Genomic DNA, 17,796 nt, shown 5'->3' with positions numbered 1-17,796 from the left:
CTACATGTTCTAGTCTTGGACTAGAACCGTAGCTCCTTCTTCAAACTCTTTTTCTAAAAAGAGATTATTCTTTTACAGCACCTACCACAATCCCAGTTACAAAGAAACGTTGCAGGAATGGATAAACCAATAGAATTGGCAAAGCACTTATAAAAATCTGCGAGGCCCGGATGGTTCGTTGTGATAAATTAGCAACGGCTGCCGGATCAAGCTTAGACATATCTGCCTGAACGATAATCGTCTGCATAAACGTCGCTAGCGGAAGCTTGTCTGCATCTCTGATATAAATAATACCGTCAAAATAAGCGTTCCAGTGTCCTACCATAAGGAATAGAGAGACGGTTGCAATAACAGGTAAGGAGACCGGTAAATATATTTTCACAAAGGTCTGAAAGTGTCCTGCCCCATCAATAAAAGCTGCTTCCTCAAGATCTTTAGGTACGGTACGGAAGAAATTCAGAAGCAAAATGATGTTAAATACAGCAACTAATCCAGGAAGAATAAGTGCCATCAATGAATTCATAAGACCAAGCTTCAGAATTAGAATGTAACCCGGTATCAGACCACCGCTGAACAGCATGGTGACAACAAAATACCAAAGATAAACGTTTCTTGCACGAAAGACTCTTGTTTCCTTAGACAGCGCATAAGCTGCAACCGTATTTACTACCAGCGCTAGTCCTGTTCCGAGTACTGTCCGTTCCACAGACACCCACAAGGAGTTAAGGAAATTGACATTATTAAACGTCTTTGCATAGGCTTCAAAGGTAAAGCCAATCGGCCAGAATGTGACTAATCCAGCATTAGCAGGTGCGGATGCACTAAGAGATACCATGAGTAAGTGGTACAAAGGTAGCAGGCAGAGCACGGAAAGGATAGTCAAGCACACATTATTGATAATACTGAATATTCGATATGGAATTGTTTTATGGTACATCAGTTGTCATCCTTTCTAGAAAATTCTGTACCCTGCAAATCTATAAGCAAGTCGGTAAGAGACTACAATTAAGACTAAGCTAATTAACGATTTGAATAGATTAACTGCGGTTGCGAAACTGAACTGTCCGCTTAGTAGACCTTCTCTATACACGAAAGTATCAATGATATCTCCCTGCTGATAGATCAATGGACTGTACAAGTTAAAGATCTGGTCAAAGTTTGCGTTGAGCACATTACCCAGTGCCAAGGTGGCGATTACGATAGCGATTGGGATTAACGCAGGAATTGTGATATACATCGTTTGTTTCCAACGCCCCGCCCCATCCACTTCAGCAGCTTCATAAAGTGATGGATTGATACCCGAAAGTGCCGCTAAAAAGATAATCGTATTGAAACCAAACTCTTTCCAAACATCACTAGCAATGATAGTGAACCTGAACCAGTTGCCGTCTCCTAGGAAGAAAATCGGCTTGATGCCGAATACAGATGTGAGGAATTGATTGACAATACCTGTCTGAGCAAGGATATCAATGAGAATCCCTGAAAGTGTAACCCAAGACAGAAAGTGCGGAAGATAAACGAGTGTTTGAATAGTTCTTTTAAGGCCCATTCTTCTTACCTCATTAAGCAATAAGGCGAAGATAAACGGAATAATCAAGTTCAAAACAATTTTAGAGCAAGCAAAAAATAACGTATTCCACGTAATGGACAGGAAATAATCATTCTCCCACATGTACCTGAAATGCTTAAGTCCGACCCACTCGGAATCAAAAAAACCTAGTGCAGGTTTATAGTCTTGAAATGCCATAAGAATTCCGGACATCGGAATATAAGAAAAAATAAAAACCATGATTGCCGCTGGCAACACCATAAAATGGAGAATCCATGGTTGATTAAAGCCTTTTTTTCTTTTTTTACTCGGCTGACTTTCTAGGCTCGCCTGTGGTATCGAGTTAACCTCCATATTAGCCTCCATAGCTCTCTCCTGTTCCCAAAAAAAATATTTTGTGTGTGATGGGGATCTCTGCTATAAATAGTATCAGGCGTTTCTCAGGTTTGACTATATAACATTGTTAGGCTTGATAGGGTTTTATTAGGACAACATCTGGAGGGGCATTTATGAATTTATGGAAGCGCTTTACAATACTTAGAGGAAACTTACAATCTCGGTTTAGTCTGTTTGCCAAAATAAACAGCTTGATCATACTCCTATTCATTCCCATCATTATCATGTATACCTTTTCAAATAACGTCACCTTCGAGGTTGTTGGCAAAGAGTTGCAGACGTCCAATACGAAACAACTCACTTTTTTATCCAATCAGATCGATTCTCGAATTAATCAGATGATGGACTTCACCCTTATTCTCTCAAGAGATCCCAACGTCAGGGCATTCAATGGACTAAATGTATGGGAAGATCGATATGATCAGATGCAGACCAGATATATTCTCCAGGAAAAGATGGTGCTTCAAGCTGGGGTTACAGATATTTGGCCGACCAGATACGCCGTTCATTCACAGCAGAATAAAGATGTCATCGCCAATTACGACAGACCCATCGGGTATGATGAGGATTATTTAAAAGCAAATATGAGCGGAAGATGGACGTATGGTGATCATGGTGTGGAATCTCAAGGCGATTTAAAATCCTTTTACTGGTTCTTAACGGATTCCTTAGCTCAGCCGGGGACATTAACAGGAAGTAGCCTAGTCATTGAAGCCAGCTTCAGTTATACGAACATTCAGAACATGCTCGATTCGTACAAAGCAGGTGGGCAAGGCGATCCGTTCTTCTATCACAAAGGGGAGAAACCGATCCTCAACCGTAGCGCGGACAAGCAGCTATCCGACGAACTAGTTAATTACCTGGATAATCACTCTCCGGAGAATACAACTCAGGATGTAGTGAAGCTAAATGGGAAGAACTATTTGGTCAGTTCTGTGAAATCAGCCTCTTTGGATTGGCATCTAGTAGATGTTGTCCCCCTTTATCAAATTCTCAAACCGATTTCTCTTAGTCGAGATTTATTCTATATCACAATGATTCTGCTGTTTGTTGTGGGAGTATCCTCTTCCATTCTGCTGTATAGAAACGTTCAATATCCGATTAAAAAACTAGTCAGTGGTTTACAGCGCGTACAGCAAGGAGATTACTCCGTACGGCTTCATAGCAATGAGCAAAATGAGTTTTCGTTTCTGTTCCGTCGTTTTAACGATATGTCCCATCAAATTCAAGACCTGATAGAAAATGTATTTAATGAAAAGATCCGTGCTAGAGAAGCTACCCTCAAGCAGCTTCAAGCGCAAATTAATCCACATTTTCTCTATAACTGTCTTGGTTATATTATCAATATGGCCCAGATGAAAGATGAGGACGCAGTCGTCTCAATGGCTTATAATCTAAGTGCTTACTATCGTTATACCACCCGGATGGAACGGGAGACGGCTTCTTTGGAGGAAGAAATCAAGCTCTTGGTCAACTATTTAGATATCCAGAAACTGCGTAATGGCAGAATTGATTATCATATTGATATTCCTGAGGATATGCTTAGCCAATCTGTACCTCGCCTAATGCTTCAACCTATGGTGGAGAATTCTGTGATTCATGGAGTAGCGAAGTCCTATTCATCAGGTGAGATCAAGATTAGTGGTGAGAAGTCAAACGGTTTCTGTAGAATTTATATCGATGACGATGGTCCTGGCTTGAATCCCGATCAGCTAGAAGCATTAAACCGTAAAATGCAGGAGCCTTTGCAGGAGGAAATGGGTTGTGGTCTTTGGAATACAAATCAGCGGATCATTCACCTGTTCGGCAATCATTCAAGTCTTACCTTCAAGCCATCCCCTCTCGGTGGATTCCGAACAGAAATTATCTGGGAAATCCCAATTGAGGATGATAGTTATAAATTAAAGGAACATCAAGGAGACTAACAACATGCAGATGATCATAGTAGACGACGAAGCACACTGGGTAGATAATCTTTCCATGACTAAACCCTGGCATACGCTAGGAATTGAACATGTGCATAAAGCTTATTCCGCACGTGAAGCGCTACAAATTATCGATACGCATCCCATTGATATAGTAATCTCAGATATTCAAATGCCAGAAATGACGGGAATCGAATTGATAGAGCGGATAAGAAAACATAACAAAAAAATTAAATGTATTATTTTATCCGGCCATTCAGAATTCGATTATGCCAAAAAAGCACTTCAGAACAAGACCGTGGATTACTTGCTTAAACCGCCGACTGATGACGAATTGCTCGGAGCAGTCAAAAATGCGATCAATCAATTGAATGCTGAATGGGAGCTTATAAGTTCTCTTAAACGAACCCAGTTTACCCTCCGTGAGAACCTCCCTGTTTTACGGGGGCGATTGCTACTGGATGCCTTACAAGGTCATCGTTTTCAAGCCGGTGAATGGGAACGGAAGCTCGTGAGTTACGATCTGCCCTTTCAATCCGGAGAAGCCGCATTGATGCTGGTACGAATGGAAGAAGAATTCAGAGAATTTGATAATACCGATCAAACCTTGATTGAATATGCGATTATTAATATGGCTGAAGAGATTATGGGAGAATTTATGGAAGTCTGGGGCGTTAAAGAGGAACATGGATATCTTGTGTTTCTGCTCCAGCTTAAAGAACAAGGAGCTGACCTTGGAAAAGAATCCATATTAGAGAAGCTTTCTTTACAACTTCAATATAAGGTCAAGCAATTTCTGAAAGGCTCACTATCCATTGTAATCACGGAGTGGTTCAAGTTTCCTGAGCAGCTGTCGAATCGTTTTCATCAGGCCTCCGCCTCTTTCCGCCAAATTGTCGGAGATGAGCGAGAATTCATTATGCGGGTCAGTGACTTGGAGCTTCCCTCAACACAAGGGCCTTTAGACGCTCTTTATACTCCACCCTCTTTGATTCATCTACTGGAGAGTGGACATTGGGATGCGGCCGAAGAGAAATTGCTTGCCGTCTGTGCCGAGCTGGATGAGAAATGGTCTGAATCCTGGGAGCATTGCATGGAAGCTGGCTTTTTAATTACTGCTTCTTTCACGAATCTTGCACATCGCAATGGTCATACGCTAGCAAACTTAATGGGGACCGATATAGAAGCGTTACAAAGTGGGGATGCTTTTACCAGCATTAGTAAACTAAGAAAATGGTCGCTAAGTGTTCTAGCCAATCTAAAAGAAGGCACATCCAACGAAATCAAAGACATACGTTCCGAGTATGTAAAGAAAATTCAAGATTATACGGATAAGAACTTACATGATGATGTATCATTACGTGTTCTCGCTGACCATGTAAATCTCCATCCGACCCATTTATCAAAAATTTATAAGATTGAAACAGGTGAAGGCATTAGCGATTATATCTCGCGCTTGCGGATGGATCGTGCCTGTCATAAGCTGAAGACCACCAATAAAAAAGTCTATGAAATCAGCATGGAGATTGGATATATGGACCCTGCTTATTTTATCAAAGTATTCAAACGGCAGTTTGGGGTAACGCCGCAGGAATATAGAGATACTAACAAATAACATGATAGAGTCCTATCGAAACTAAAAATCTCATATAGATGACATCCCCGACAAGTTGTTAAAGTTACACTTGTAAAGATCATACACAGTAGGGGGAATTGAAGAATGATCAAGTTCAAGAAAATGTGGTCGGTTCTCACGGTCACAGCACTTATCTCTCTCACAGCATGTGGCAGTAGCGGCACATCTAATGAGAATGCCAAAAATGGTAACGCTACCAATAATACCCAATCCGAAGCAGATGCTGCTTTCGCAAAAGGCAAATACGATCCACCGATCGAGTTCAGTGCCGTATTGATGCCTAAGAAGTATGTTCAAGGTGATACCAAAGAAAACAACGTTCACGATCGCTGGATGCTTGAAACATTGGGTATGAAGCATAAAGATACTTGGTATCCTGCAAATGACGATCAATACAGACAAAAGCTTCAACTTGCCATTGCTTCCGGCGAAAAGCTTCCTGATTTCGTTTTTGCACCAACTAACGCAGTATTGACCAATCAGCTTATTGATTCCGGTCAGTTCATCGCTATTGATGAGTTGTTTGATAAGTATGCAAACAAAATTCTGAAAGATCACGTTGCAGCACATCCAGAACTTTGGTACCCATTCACTAAAGACGGTAAGAAATACAATCTGCCGATCCTTGAATATACCGACAATGATGATACGCTCTTGTGGTTACGTGAAGATTGGATGGAAAAGCTGAAGCTGGAAGCGCCTAAGACCATCGCCGATCTTGAGAACATCATGGATAAATTTAAGAACGAAAACCCTGATGGGTTAGCGCCTAAAGATGTGTACCCGCTTGCAATTTCTTTGAAAAACAACACAAATACCTGGATGGGCCAACTAGACTGGTTATTCGGGGCATACGGTACAATTGAGGAACAATGGAACAAAGATAAAGATGGCAATCTTGAATATGGTTCCATTAACCCAGGTGCTAAGCAAGCACTCGCAAAGCTTAGCGAATGGATGGATAAAGGATATATTCACACGGACTCCGCCCTTTGGGATGAAGGTAAATCCGCTGAGAGCTTCACGAAAGGTGCAGCTGGTATTCTGCCAGGCGCCAACTGGGTTCCAGACTGGCCAGCTCCCGATCTTATGAAGAATGTACCTGGAGCGAAGATTAAAGGTTATCCGGTTCCAGCAGGACCAGATGGTTTGATTGGAACCAAATGGCAGAATTCCGGTGTAAATGCTAGTATCATGATTAACAAGGATGCTAAGCATCCAGAAGCTATTTTCTTGTACTATAACTACTTGCTTGATAACTTAGCTAACCCTGCTGCAGGCAGTCAATATGAATATGGCTTTGCTAAAGGTTACGACTGGGATATGATTGATGGAGAACCAACAAGTGATAAAGACAAGATTAAAGACTTCTCCAATGAATTCCCATTCTTAACAGGTCCGGCCCGTATTCCTGATCTGTTTATGAAGACTTTGGTTAAACTTGCTGACGGCGAGACACCTGTAACACCTTATGAAAAACAAATGGCAGAGTTCCGTAAACCAGAAAACTGGGCGGCAGGAAAAGTGGTTATGTCACAACTAGACGTTCGTAAACAAAACTACTTTACTGGTGCTGCTACACCAACGATGGTTTCCAAATGGAACCTGCTTCGTCAGTCCGAAATGGAAACTTTCAACAAAATTATTTATGGCAAACTGCCAGTAGACTCCTTTGACCAATTCGTTGCCAATTGGAAATCCAATGGCGGTGACCAAATCACTAAAGAAGTTAACGAATGGTTCAAGTCTGTATCCGCGCAATAAGCTTTAACAAACATAGAAACAAGCCGGAGCGTGATTCAATCGCTCCGGCTTGTTTTTTATAGAATTTGCACTCCTCTGGTAAAATAGAAATAAGATAAGGTCGTTTACAAAGGTGGGATTGAATGATGAAGGGAATACCCAATGGAATTACGTTTGGCAGAATCATTTTGGCAATGTTGTTGTTATTCCTCAAGCCGCTAAGTTTGGCCTTCCTTGTAATTTATATCCTTTGCGGGGTCACCGATCTGATCGATGGACCTATTGCTAGAATGACGAACACAACAAGTAGCCTTGGAGCAAAACTGGATTCCGCAGCCGACATGATACTGTTAGCGGTCTCCTTATTTACACTATATCCGCTTCTGGGACTTACGCTCGAAATCATGATATGGATCTTCATGATCGCGGTCATCCGTATAACATCGATAGGAGTTGCCCTCCGAAGATTCAAAACTTACGCAAGCATTCACACCTATGGCAATAAACTGACCGGACTCCTCTTATTTATAACTCCTCTATGGCTTCTCCACATCGATCACACCATTTGGAATGTCTTTGTATGTATCATTGCTACCATATCCGCCGTGGAGGAATTCATCATCCAATTCACTTCAAAACAATTACAGTTAGACCGAAAAGGATTGTTTATTAAAAATTGATCCATTAGAAGCGGCTTTCACCCTTCGATTCAGACAAACTCAAATACTCGAATTTCATCGAGCAGCCTTCACCCTGCGGGGATTGCGCGACAACACCTGCTACGCATTCAGCACCTTCCTTCATTCCAAAATATCGGATCAGTGCCCAGTTCGCTCCGTCCTCTGAATAGGAGAAAGTAACACAATGATTTTGCTTGGTGATACGCAAATATGGATTATCCACAGCAACTTGTACGGAGTTACAATCATCAGACATCCCTTCCCTTGTTACCACAGACACGATTATGGGATACTGTCCGTCAAACTCAAAGCAAATTTTGGCCCAGTTATAATGGTCCATCATAAACATGAGACATCCTGAATCATATTTATGGCGCATTTCGACACGAAGTCTGGTTGTCAATTCAAATGAATCTCCAACAGGTGTAGATAAGAATGGCGCTGAGCTTACCATATGTTTTCCTGCCGGGTCTTGGAAAAAATCCGATTTAGGTGGTGCAATTATTGTAAGCTCATCTAAGTTTGTAAACTCCCAACGCTCGGGGCAATTCATCCAGCTCAGTTGTTCTCTTGTCTCGTTTACAAATAAGTTATTAGTCATTCTAATTCTCCTATCATGAATGATTTTTTGATTACAAATTTTCCTTTCTCTGTAATAATGGCAGGTAGCTTTTATTTTTACAATCAATGATACAACAATAGTGAAATATTCACATAATTTCCTAAAGAAAACAACAAAAAGGGATAACTCCAAGGAGTTCCCCCATGATCACAATCAATCTTTATCAGGTATGATAAATGACACCGTAGTTCCCAAACCAGGGATACTTTGAATTTGCAAGCCACGTCCATATAGTTGTGTCAATCTTCTATCCGTATTAAGCAGTCCAATACCTTGATTCTTATATCCTTTTGGATTTAACAGCTTGCTGACTTGAGCTTCTTCCATTCCCAACCCTGTGTCTACAATGTTAAAATGGACAGCATCCGCACGTGTCTCAATATGAATACGCAGTGTTCCACCTTTAGCCCTACTTAAAACGCCATGTCGAACAGCATTCTCAACTAGTGGTTGAATCGTAAGCGGAGGCATCAACATTTCAAGATTCGCATCTACTTTCCATTCCACATGGAGTCTCTCCTCAAAACGCTGCTGCTGGATATATATATAATTCTCCACCAGCTCAAGCTCCTGTGACAGCGTAACGAGCTTGCCTGCATTTAAGAAGTCAAAACTTATGCGCAGATAAGCTGTGAACGCATCTGATAACTCTCTCATTTTGGCAGTATCAAAGTCACTTAAGGACATGATCGAATTCAGTGTATTGAAGAGAAAGTGTGGATGGATCTGCGCTTGTAAATAAGCACCCTCCATCCTCAACCGGTCATTGACCGCTCGCTTCATAGATGAAAGGGATAAGGCACGATACTTCAACTCCATTGCATCTACCGGCTTGGTAACATAGTCATTTGCTCCAGCCAAGAAGCCTGCATAGACATCTTCCCGCTCACTGCGTGCAGTCAGTAGAATAATAGGTAATTCATATATCGTAAACCGCTCGCGGACTAATCTAGTCATTTCGTAACCAGACATACCCGGCATCATCACATCAGCGATGATCAGATCGAATCGATCATGGTTTAACTTATCCAGCGCTTCACGTGCAGAAGTCGCAGTCACCATCTGATATGTTCCATCTGACAAAATATTTTGCAAAACTTTTAGATTGACCGAATCATCGTCAACCGCCAGAACACGAATAATATCAGCGTCTGTATTCGAGAGTGGCTCTACTTCCTTCGTGGAGTATGTGGCGGCCACCATAGTAGATACCTCAGCAGTGATCCATTCACTGAAAGGTGACAATGGGTCCGTATCTTTTTCTATATGAATATCAGAAATGGAAGACTGTACACTCTCATTTACTTCAGGTAATTTGAAGCTGAACTTACTTCCCTTGCCCGGCTGCGATTGCAATAATAATTCACTACCGTGCAGCTCAACCAACTCTTTACAAATACTAAGACCCAGACCGATACCACCTTCACCGTAAGCTCCTTGTTCATAACGCATAAATACACGCTTTCTCAGTGCCTCATCCATACCAATTCCTGTATCCGTAACATGGATCCATACCTGCCCATCCACTTGTTCTGCTGACAGTACAACACTTCCCTGTTCGGTGAACTTAAGCGCATTATGAACTAGATTAATCAGAATCTGTACCAATCGTTCCTCATCAGCATATACACACGGCAAATCCTCATTAATGTCCATGCGAAGCTCCACCTTAGTCTCACCGGTCAGGAAGCGTAACATATCCAGCACGCCCTCAGCCAAGGACCTTACTTGCACCACCTTGATGTTCATCACAATCCGTTTATCCTGCAATCTCACTACATCTAGCAAATCGTTCAGCATGAGCGACATCCGCCGACTGACCATTATTAGCAGTTCCATGTCACGTTGACTCTCTTCATCCAGTACATGTTTCTTTCTTATGAGCACACTCTGAGCAATATTCATAATCCCATGCAAAGGAGTCCGTAGTTCATGAGATGTATTGGCCAAAAAACGATCCTTTAATTTGTTCGATTCAGCCAATTGAGCATTCAGTAACACATTTTGATGGGATTGATGAAAATATCTCCTAAACCAATAAGTAGAAAAAGCGGCAAGTGCAGCAATTAAATCTACAGGATAAAACATGAATTGTGAGGTTCCTGCGTAATAGACAGACGCCCACAATATATTATTAATCACAGCTAGCACTGAACATAATAAAAATAGAGCTCCCTCAGCTTGAATAAATACCATTTTCATAAAATAATAAGCCGTCCAAAATACTGGAATGTAATACAGGATCATATAGACCCCTTTTTCGATCGAATACAGCACTGTCTCTTCTGGACCAAAGATTATAAATAGGGTAAAACCGAGGAGTGAGAGGATATAACTATAAAAAGCCTTACCTTTCCGCAGGTTCCCAAAGAGCTCTCTTCCCATGAGGAACAGGAACAAGCAAAACCCTATGTATGAAAGAACCTTTAGCTTCAATGTCCAGGCAAAATCAACTTGAAGAAACCGGAACAATAGTCCATTATGCTCAACCCCAATAGAAACAGCTGCTGCGACCATCATCGAAAAGAAAATAATCAACTCTGTTTTCCGCACATCCATCAAATAAATAATCAGTAAATAAAGCCCGTGGATCAAGAGCAATACCCCTACAATTAGCTGCAAGCCAATGGAATTCCAGTAGACTGTATCAATCTCATGTTGAATGCCAAACTCTACAGACCTAACAATGCCTCCTTTTAACGGTGACCCGTAATTTGACGCTCGAACAAATAGATCCATTTGGTTCTGATCTGTCGGTACATAACTGATCAAGAATGACTTCGTGACAGAAACATGGCCTTCTTTCTCTTCAGATAACTTACCGAATCGTGAGAGGACTGTTCCATTAATCTCCACTTCAGAAGCAGTATAGACCGATTGAAACCAAAAGCTAAGCGGCTCAGACAAGGGTTGATCCAGCAGAATACGCAAATGATAAGTTCCGTATCCATATGCCTTCTCTTGATCTGCTGGATTGAATTTAGAAGTCCAGTTACCCGGCACCTGAAGCCTCTGCCATTTCGTAGCGTTGTTAATATTGGTAGCGTTCACCCATTGTTCAGGATAGAATTCCCATTCACCATCCAGCGGAAAGGAGCTTAGTGATTCAATATCCACCCCACGTAAATCTAATACACCTTGTTTCACAGCAGGTGGATTGGACAACGAAAAATGATTATGCCAGCCCCATCGCACAACAATCAAGAGACCGATAAATACTACTATGTATAACATATGACTTAACTTAATTTTATTCTCCGAAGTTCTCATGTACGCCTCATTCTTCGATAAATTTAATAGTGCTATATTCCCATCTTCCACTATTGAATATTATAGTCTGATTATACTATATTATGAGGTTTATAGAGGTGGGTAATCCTAGTTTCAAAGGACAAAAAAAGGAAACTCCAAATTGATCAGAGTTTCCTTTTTTAAAAATTATATCGAATCACTACTCTTGTTCATTAGCATTTCTACCATTTCTTGATAACCCCTATTTTGCGCATGCTGTAAGGGACTAACTCCGTTAGAATCTGCTATATGAATATCAGCACCATGATGTATTAACAATTGCACTATAGCCTGATGTTCTTTGCCCCCATCGCCTAGTATGATAGCTTCTAGTAATGCAGTCCAACCCAGATTATTGACATGATCAATATTGACGTCAGAACTTGTAAGAAGTTCTTTCACAATATCCACATGACCACGGTCTGCAGCAGGGATGAGTGCGGTCCCCCCAAACCTATTCACAATTGAGGTATCAGCACCTGCAGCAATAGATACCTTCACAAAATCAAGCATTCCTTCAGCGCCTGCATAAAGAAGTGGATTATCCGAGCGATTGTCGCGGATATTGATGTTGGCACCTTGTTCAAGCAATAATTTGAATATATCCAGTTGATTCGTGTGTACAGCGATTAAAGCGGGCGTTCTACCCTCATTATCTGTAACATCAATAACTGCACCGTCTGTTAATAGTTTTGTTATAAGCTCCTTATCCCCTTCACGGGTAGCAGCTAACAACGCTTGGTTCAGCTTATCCATTTCATTGTTCACCTCCTGAGTTGATTGCTGCTCTTGGCTGTTTAACACCTTGAAATCATCGGTCTGACATCCTGAAATAAAGAGGAAGAGTGTTAAGACGAGAAAGCGCATGACATTCAACACCTTTCATGTAGACTCGCCTTATTTCGAAGTGAATGTGGCTTGAGAGGTTGCCCATGCGCCTAGTGGTGTTACAGTATACACTGTCCCAGCAGCCAATTTACCGCTATTCGTAATATCGAATACACCTACGGCACCTTTACGACTGGAGAATTTATAGGTTGCAACCCATTTGTCTCCGTTTGGAGCGGTTAGTTGTACACTACGGCCCGAAAACAATTCATCGCCAGGGTCTTGAGCCAAGGATACATTGATGGATGTATCGCTGACAGCTTCAGCGCCAGAGATTTGCAGTGGAGATATTTCTTTTGCTTCGAATGAAGGATTTGCTATATTGGCCCAGTCAGATGTTACGGTATATTTCACACCCGGTTTCAAGACTTGTCCTTCAGGAAGCCGGAATTTCGGCTCAATCTTACCATCTGTTGATTGTGTAAATGGAACATACTTGGCAACGATGGATTCTCCACCTTCTGGGGTAATCGTTACTTGTCTACCTTGCATGGAAGGAATGATTTGATACGTGATGCCATTTGCTCTGTTGTTCTCATCCAAAACAAATGCGTTAGCACCACGTCCACCACTGTATGCAGAGATGACATATCCATAGTCAATGACGCCATTTGTTTTCAGTGCTTCAATCTCAAAGGTGTCGCTGGTTACCTGAGTGGTTGCTGTCATATCCACCTTGGCTGCGTTTCCTACAAATGATCCTGCATTCTTACCTTTGTACGTTAAATTATAGGTTGTTCCAGCTTTTTGCACCGATGTAGGAACAATGTACGTTGCAACAGAACCCGATTTCAGCCGCGGCATATTCGTTAAGGTTAGACCGTCATTGAATACAAAATCTTCTTTTACTTTAGCAAACACCTCATTCTCAGCTGTCAAAGGAGCATCTAAGGTTACGATTAATGTAATTTCATTGATCGATTTCACACTTGTAATTTGAGCTTTATCGGATGGCATTGCTTTACGTGCTGTATTCAGTAAGGCCGCTGTTTCGCCACGTGTTGCGGGTTCAGTAGTAGAATTCAATTGATTAACCCAGTAGTTAACCGATAAGACGTCACGCTTCAACGCCTTCGATACAACTTGCACGATTTCTTCATCCGTTACCGTTTTATTAGGGCTAAATTTACCATCTTCCGTTTCCATTATCCCTAAACCAACAAGTACTGACGCATATTTGTAATACCATACGTTCGAGTTCACATCGGTGATTGGGGCAGTGTTCTCTTCAGTGCTTTGTAATTTAAAAGTCAATACTACCATTTTCGCTAATTCTGCACGATTGATTGGATTGTTCACACCCATCGAATGATCTGCATAGCCCTGTAACACACCTAATCCCGCAAGTACTTCAACGGCTTCTTGAATTTCTTTATCTGATAACTTAGATGCAGCTGCGGATATTCCTATGTTGCCTGATGTAGGTGCTGCTTGTACATTTAACACCGCAAAGGATAAAGAGGTTGCTCCTAGTGTTGCTGCGACCATTAATGCTGCTGCTTTTTTAGCTACGATTTTCACTATATTTCCCCCTAAGATCATTAAGTTATTTGTTGTTCATGTCTATAACTAAATGATAATTGAAAGAAATAAACTCCCCAGAAACGATTTATTAATAAAGTATTAACTAGAGCTTAAAAATATCGAAAATCGTCAAGAAAATGCCATTACACCGTAAATCGGTATCCCGCACCCCACACTGTTTCAATATACTGTGGGTTCGAGGGGTCCGATTCCAGCTTCTCCCGTATTTTGCGAATATGAACCGTAACCGTTGCGATATCTCCGCTGGAGTCCATCCCCCAGACCCGTTCGAATAAATCATCTTTGCTGAATACCCGATTCGGATGACTCGCTAAAAAGACCAGTACATCGAACTCCCGCGCGGTAAACAAAACCTCATGATTACGTACAAACACTCTGCGGGCATTTTTATCGATATGAACTCCACGGATTTGGAGCTCATGCTTCTCCATTGGCTCTAGCTTGCTGAGCATGCGTTCATATCTAGTTAGGTGCGCTTTCGCTCTTGCCACTAATTCACTTGGACTAAAGGGCTTCGTAATATAATCATCCGCTCCGAGATTAAACGCCCGAAGCTTATCGATCTCCTCTTTTTTCGCAGATACGATAAAGATCGGCACTTCCTTAGCCTCCCTAATACGGCGGCATAATTCAAAGCCATCGATGCCAGGTAACTGCAAATCTACGATAATAAGATTGTAATCCCCTTCAAGAGCCTGCCCAAGCCCCTCAGAACCTGTATGACATATATCAACGGCAAAACCGTTCAGCTCAAAATAATCCTTTTCCAATTGCGCTATCGTTGCCTCATCTTCAATAATCAGAATCCTTGTCATGCGAATGAAATCCTCCTTCATCGGTCGTTCGCTTCAAAGTAAAGAACAAGCTTGATCCCACACCTGGTTCACTTTCCATCCATATCGACCCACCATGCCCTTCAATAATCTGACGAGCTATCGCAAGACCAAGTCCGCTACCGCCTGTCGATAGGTTCCGAGAAGGCTCTGCACGATAAAACCGTTCAAAGATATGTGGAAGAGCTTCGGCATCAATACCCATTCCATTATCCTTCACTTCAGCAGTCACCCATTCGCTATCCACTTGCAAAGAAAAACGGATGAAAGGGTCCGGCTTGTCCATATACTTCAGCGCATTTCCAATTACATTCAGTAATACCCGCTTTAATTTATCCAAATCTGCTATAACCTCAATACGCTCGGAGTTATGGTCGTCCAGATGAAATGAAACTCCTTTATTTTCGTTATGGTAGCGCATCTCTTCGATACAATCCTCGAGGAATGCAATAATATCCACAGCCTCGAACGAAAACGGAACCTGATTCAAATCCAGCTTGGAATAAAGGAACAATTCATCAACCAATTTATCCATTCCAATAGTTTTGTTATAAATAATGTCGACGTACATGTCCATCTTCTCAGGTGTATTGGCGACACCATCTCGTATGCCTTCAATAAACCCTTTAATATTCGTAATCGGAGTACGTAAATCATGTGAAATATTTGAGATTAATTCTTTCCGATTCTCCTCATATTGCAGACGAAGGTTCACTGACTCTTGCAACCTCTGTCTCATCGTCTCAAACGCTTTATTTAACTCCCCAATCTCATCTTTGGACTGCAGGTTAAGTTCAAATTGGAGGTCACCCTCTTGAATTCGTTCTGCGGAATCCCTTAACTTGTTCAGTGGCTTAATAACACTTCGTGTAATCCAGCGATATAATAGCACATTCGCAATCACAAGAACGCCAATTAATATCAATGAAAAGATCGGTAGCAGCCTCCGTGTGAGTTCCGCAAAAGGGCTATGCTCTTTGATGACGAAAACACTGCCTTTCGCCCCATCCGAATATTTAAAGTCAAATTTGGCATAGCCATAAAATCTTTCTTTAATATTAAACGTGTTACGAATCTGATAGTTATTGAGATCGTAAGGAGGTAAAGCATCCTTTAATTCAGGTTGATTGAAGGTGCGCGATTCAAAAACAGGGTCATTCACTCGCCTTACAAATAGTCCCGCTTTCTCAGTCTTTAGCTTAAAATCATATTCCAGTAACAAATCCTTGTTCTGCAATTCATCCGGGTCATGCTTGGCTAAATACTTTAATTCTAAAAAAATAGATTCCTCTTGCTCCGACAACGGATTTAATTGATAGTGCACTTTATAAAAATCCCGAAGACTGTGAACATCTCCTGTAGATGCAATTGTAAATAAAGCTGCCGTCATTACGATGATAAGTAAACTAACGACTAGCATTCCCGTATAAGATAACAGTAATTTTATCCGAATCGACACGACTGTTCCCCTCTCACTAACATTGGATCCGCTAAATAATCATCTCCGTATTTTAGTGAAATACTATCACATGGGGAGAGCGTTTGCTAACAGAAAAAAACTTCTACCAACACTTTGGCAGAAGTTTTTATAGAACTTAATTTACGCGAGATCATCAAATGCTATATAGATTGATCTGATGATTTTCCTATTTCGGGTTGGTCGCGACTCCAGAGAATGTTTGGACTTCGACCACTTTTCCCTTTTTTGAATATTTTCAAGTTCAATCTATATGGGTACGTTTTTCAATGATGAGAATACTTTATCGAAGCCTGCTTTAGAACGAGAAAATAATTCAGATGAACTTTGCGCGGAAGCCGGCGCCAGAACTTCTTGGGCGATCACACCGGTATACCCGATCTTTTTCAGGCTTCCCAAGAATCCTGTGAGATCAATAGAACCTTCTCCTGGATACAATCGATCGAAATCTAACAATTCCACTATCGGTAGAGGTTTAGCATCATTAATATGGACATATGCAATTTGATGCGGTTGTAATTTCAACAGATCCTCACTCGTTAATCCATTCGTATGCCAATGGTAAGAATCCAATAACAATCCGATGTTCCTTACTTGAATCGTCTCCATCCAGCTCAACGTATCTTGCATCGTCCAGATCAGTGGATTTGCCCATTGTGTACGTAAGTGATGAGGGCCTACGAACTCTAATGCTAATGTAATTCCATAAGCGCCTAATATTTCCGCGCATAGTCTTAAACGTCTTGTGGCTGCAATCATAAAAGCTGCGACCGGAAGATCTGTCGAAGGTAAAATATATGTACAACATGTCGTACAATTTAATGCAGCAGCGGCCTCAGCCATTTGGGTAAGCGATTTCAACCCTTCTCTAAAGCTTTCCTCTGTTGTGCGCCAATCTACCACTAAACCAAATGATCCTAGCATGATTCCATGGCTTTCCAGCAATTGAACAGCCCCATCCTTACCATACTGCTGCACTAACTCTAATGGATTTGCGTCTATCGACTGAAAGCCGAATTGGCTCGCAAGTCTGATATATTCTTCATTAGAACTGAGTTCACCCAAGCCTGCTGTTGTTAATCCTCTTATCATCGTCGTTCTCCCCCTTATGACCAATCTAAACAGTTCGTCATATCTAGTCTAGCGCATCGTGCACTCGAATAAAACCATCTCTAGTCCCCTTTAACAAATTCTACGATCCAATTGCAATA

Annotated in this window: 13 protein-coding genes; 4 read left to right on the top strand and 9 right to left on the bottom strand. The window is 41.5% G+C overall.

What is annotated here, in order from left to right:
- Positions 1-64 precede the first annotated feature (64 nt).
- Together ACFWMP_RS11695 and ACFWMP_RS11690 are read right to left on the bottom strand one after the other, a co-directional pair.
- The gene (locus tag ACFWMP_RS11695) at positions 65-937 is read right to left on the bottom strand and encodes a carbohydrate ABC transporter permease (protein WP_042129067.1); all 873 of its coding nucleotides are present in this window, start codon (positions 935-937) and stop codon (positions 65-67) included.
- A 15-nt stretch (positions 938-952) separates the two neighbouring features.
- Positions 953-1,903, bottom strand: coding sequence for an ABC transporter permease (locus ACFWMP_RS11690; protein ID WP_042132288.1), 951 nt, complete (start codon positions 1,901-1,903; stop codon positions 953-955).
- Positions 1,904-2,058: 155 nt separating this feature from the next.
- Here ACFWMP_RS11690 and ACFWMP_RS11685 point away from each other — a divergent pair, with 155 nt between their 5' ends.
- The 4 genes from ACFWMP_RS11685 (at position 2,059) to ACFWMP_RS11670 (ending at position 7,929) form a co-directional block, all read left to right on the top strand.
- On the top strand, positions 2,059-3,870 hold the full coding sequence (locus ACFWMP_RS11685) for a sensor histidine kinase (protein WP_379423779.1): 1,812 nt from the start codon (positions 2,059-2,061) through the stop codon (positions 3,868-3,870).
- A 4-nt stretch (positions 3,871-3,874) separates the two neighbouring features.
- Positions 3,875-5,485, top strand: a complete 1,611-nt coding sequence (locus tag ACFWMP_RS11680) for a response regulator transcription factor (RefSeq protein ID WP_379423778.1) — start codon at positions 3,875-3,877, stop codon at positions 5,483-5,485.
- A gap of 105 nt (positions 5,486-5,590) precedes the next feature.
- A complete protein-coding gene (locus ACFWMP_RS11675) occupies positions 5,591-7,270 on the top strand; it encodes a type 2 periplasmic-binding domain-containing protein (protein ID WP_379423777.1) in 1,680 nt (559 codons plus the stop codon).
- Positions 7,271-7,392: 122 nt separating this feature from the next.
- A complete protein-coding gene (locus ACFWMP_RS11670) occupies positions 7,393-7,929 on the top strand; it encodes a CDP-alcohol phosphatidyltransferase family protein (protein ID WP_231573298.1) in 537 nt (178 codons plus the stop codon).
- A 4-nt stretch (positions 7,930-7,933) separates the two neighbouring features.
- Here the strand turns inward: ACFWMP_RS11670 and ACFWMP_RS11665 are convergent, their stop codons facing one another.
- The 7 genes from ACFWMP_RS11665 to ACFWMP_RS11635 all read right to left on the bottom strand — a co-directional run bounded on the left by ACFWMP_RS11665 (position 7,934) and on the right by ACFWMP_RS11635 (position 17,677).
- Complete coding sequence (locus tag ACFWMP_RS11665) at positions 7,934-8,530, bottom strand: DUF1349 domain-containing protein (RefSeq protein ID WP_379423776.1); 597 nt, start codon at positions 8,528-8,530, stop codon at positions 7,934-7,936.
- A 174-nt stretch (positions 8,531-8,704) separates the two neighbouring features.
- Positions 8,705-11,821 (bottom strand): ATP-binding protein, encoded by a 3,117-nt coding sequence (locus ACFWMP_RS11660; RefSeq protein WP_379423775.1) that lies wholly within the window; start codon positions 11,819-11,821, stop codon positions 8,705-8,707.
- Between the two features lie 168 nt (positions 11,822-11,989).
- A complete protein-coding gene (locus ACFWMP_RS11655) occupies positions 11,990-12,709 on the bottom strand; it encodes an ankyrin repeat domain-containing protein (RefSeq protein ID WP_379423774.1) in 720 nt (239 codons plus the stop codon).
- 30 nt (positions 12,710-12,739) lie between these two features.
- Positions 12,740-14,251, bottom strand: a complete 1,512-nt coding sequence (locus tag ACFWMP_RS11650; RefSeq protein ID WP_042189558.1) for an S-layer homology domain-containing protein — start codon at positions 14,249-14,251, stop codon at positions 12,740-12,742.
- A gap of 146 nt (positions 14,252-14,397) precedes the next feature.
- Positions 14,398-15,090 carry a response regulator transcription factor gene (locus ACFWMP_RS11645; RefSeq protein WP_379423773.1) on the bottom strand — a complete coding sequence of 231 codons (693 nt, stop codon included), beginning with the start codon at positions 15,088-15,090 and terminating at the stop codon, positions 14,398-14,400.
- On the bottom strand, positions 15,068-16,567 hold the full coding sequence (locus ACFWMP_RS11640; RefSeq protein ID WP_042189562.1) for a sensor histidine kinase: 1,500 nt from the start codon (positions 16,565-16,567) through the stop codon (positions 15,068-15,070). The genes ACFWMP_RS11645 and ACFWMP_RS11640 overlap by 23 nt, the downstream gene beginning before the upstream one ends.
- Positions 16,568-16,834: 267 nt before the next feature.
- Positions 16,835-17,677: a sugar phosphate isomerase/epimerase family protein gene (locus tag ACFWMP_RS11635; protein ID WP_042189564.1), complete on the bottom strand. Its 843-nt coding sequence runs from the start codon at positions 17,675-17,677 to the stop codon at positions 16,835-16,837.
- Positions 17,678-17,796: the final 119 nt, after the last annotated feature.

The sequence above is a fragment of the Paenibacillus sp. NPDC058367 genome (assembly GCF_042723305.1).
GTDB lineage: Bacteria > Bacillota > Bacilli > Paenibacillales > Paenibacillaceae > Paenibacillus_AQ.
This window is presented reverse-complemented; position numbering and strand designations above follow the sequence as displayed.

What these genes read in the sequence shown, in the direction of transcription:
- ACFWMP_RS11645 (WP_379423773.1), bottom strand. Translation starts at nt 15,090, where the DNA reads ATGACAAGGATTCTGATTATTGAAGATGAGGCAACGATAGCGCAATTG.
- ACFWMP_RS11675 (WP_379423777.1), top strand. Translation starts at nt 5,591, where the DNA reads ATGATCAAGTTCAAGAAAATGTGGTCGGTTCTCACGGTCACAGCACTT.
- ACFWMP_RS11635 (WP_042189564.1), bottom strand. Translation starts at nt 17,677, where the DNA reads ATGATAAGAGGATTAACAACAGCAGGCTTGGGTGAACTCAGTTCTAAT.
- ACFWMP_RS11665 (WP_379423776.1), bottom strand. Translation starts at nt 8,530, where the DNA reads ATGACTAATAACTTATTTGTAAACGAGACAAGAGAACAACTGAGCTGG.
- ACFWMP_RS11670 (WP_231573298.1), top strand. Translation starts at nt 7,393, where the DNA reads ATGATGAAGGGAATACCCAATGGAATTACGTTTGGCAGAATCATTTTG.
- ACFWMP_RS11685 (WP_379423779.1), top strand. Translation starts at nt 2,059, where the DNA reads ATGAATTTATGGAAGCGCTTTACAATACTTAGAGGAAACTTACAATCT.
- ACFWMP_RS11655 (WP_379423774.1), bottom strand. Translation starts at nt 12,709, where the DNA reads ATGCGCTTTCTCGTCTTAACACTCTTCCTCTTTATTTCAGGATGTCAG.
- ACFWMP_RS11690 (WP_042132288.1), bottom strand. Translation starts at nt 1,903, where the DNA reads ATGGAGGTTAACTCGATACCACAGGCGAGCCTAGAAAGTCAGCCGAGT.
- ACFWMP_RS11660 (WP_379423775.1), bottom strand. Translation starts at nt 11,821, where the DNA reads ATGAGAACTTCGGAGAATAAAATTAAGTTAAGTCATATGTTATACATA.
- ACFWMP_RS11680 (WP_379423778.1), top strand. Translation starts at nt 3,875, where the DNA reads ATGCAGATGATCATAGTAGACGACGAAGCACACTGGGTAGATAATCTT.
- ACFWMP_RS11695 (WP_042129067.1), bottom strand. Translation starts at nt 937, where the DNA reads ATGTACCATAAAACAATTCCATATCGAATATTCAGTATTATCAATAAT.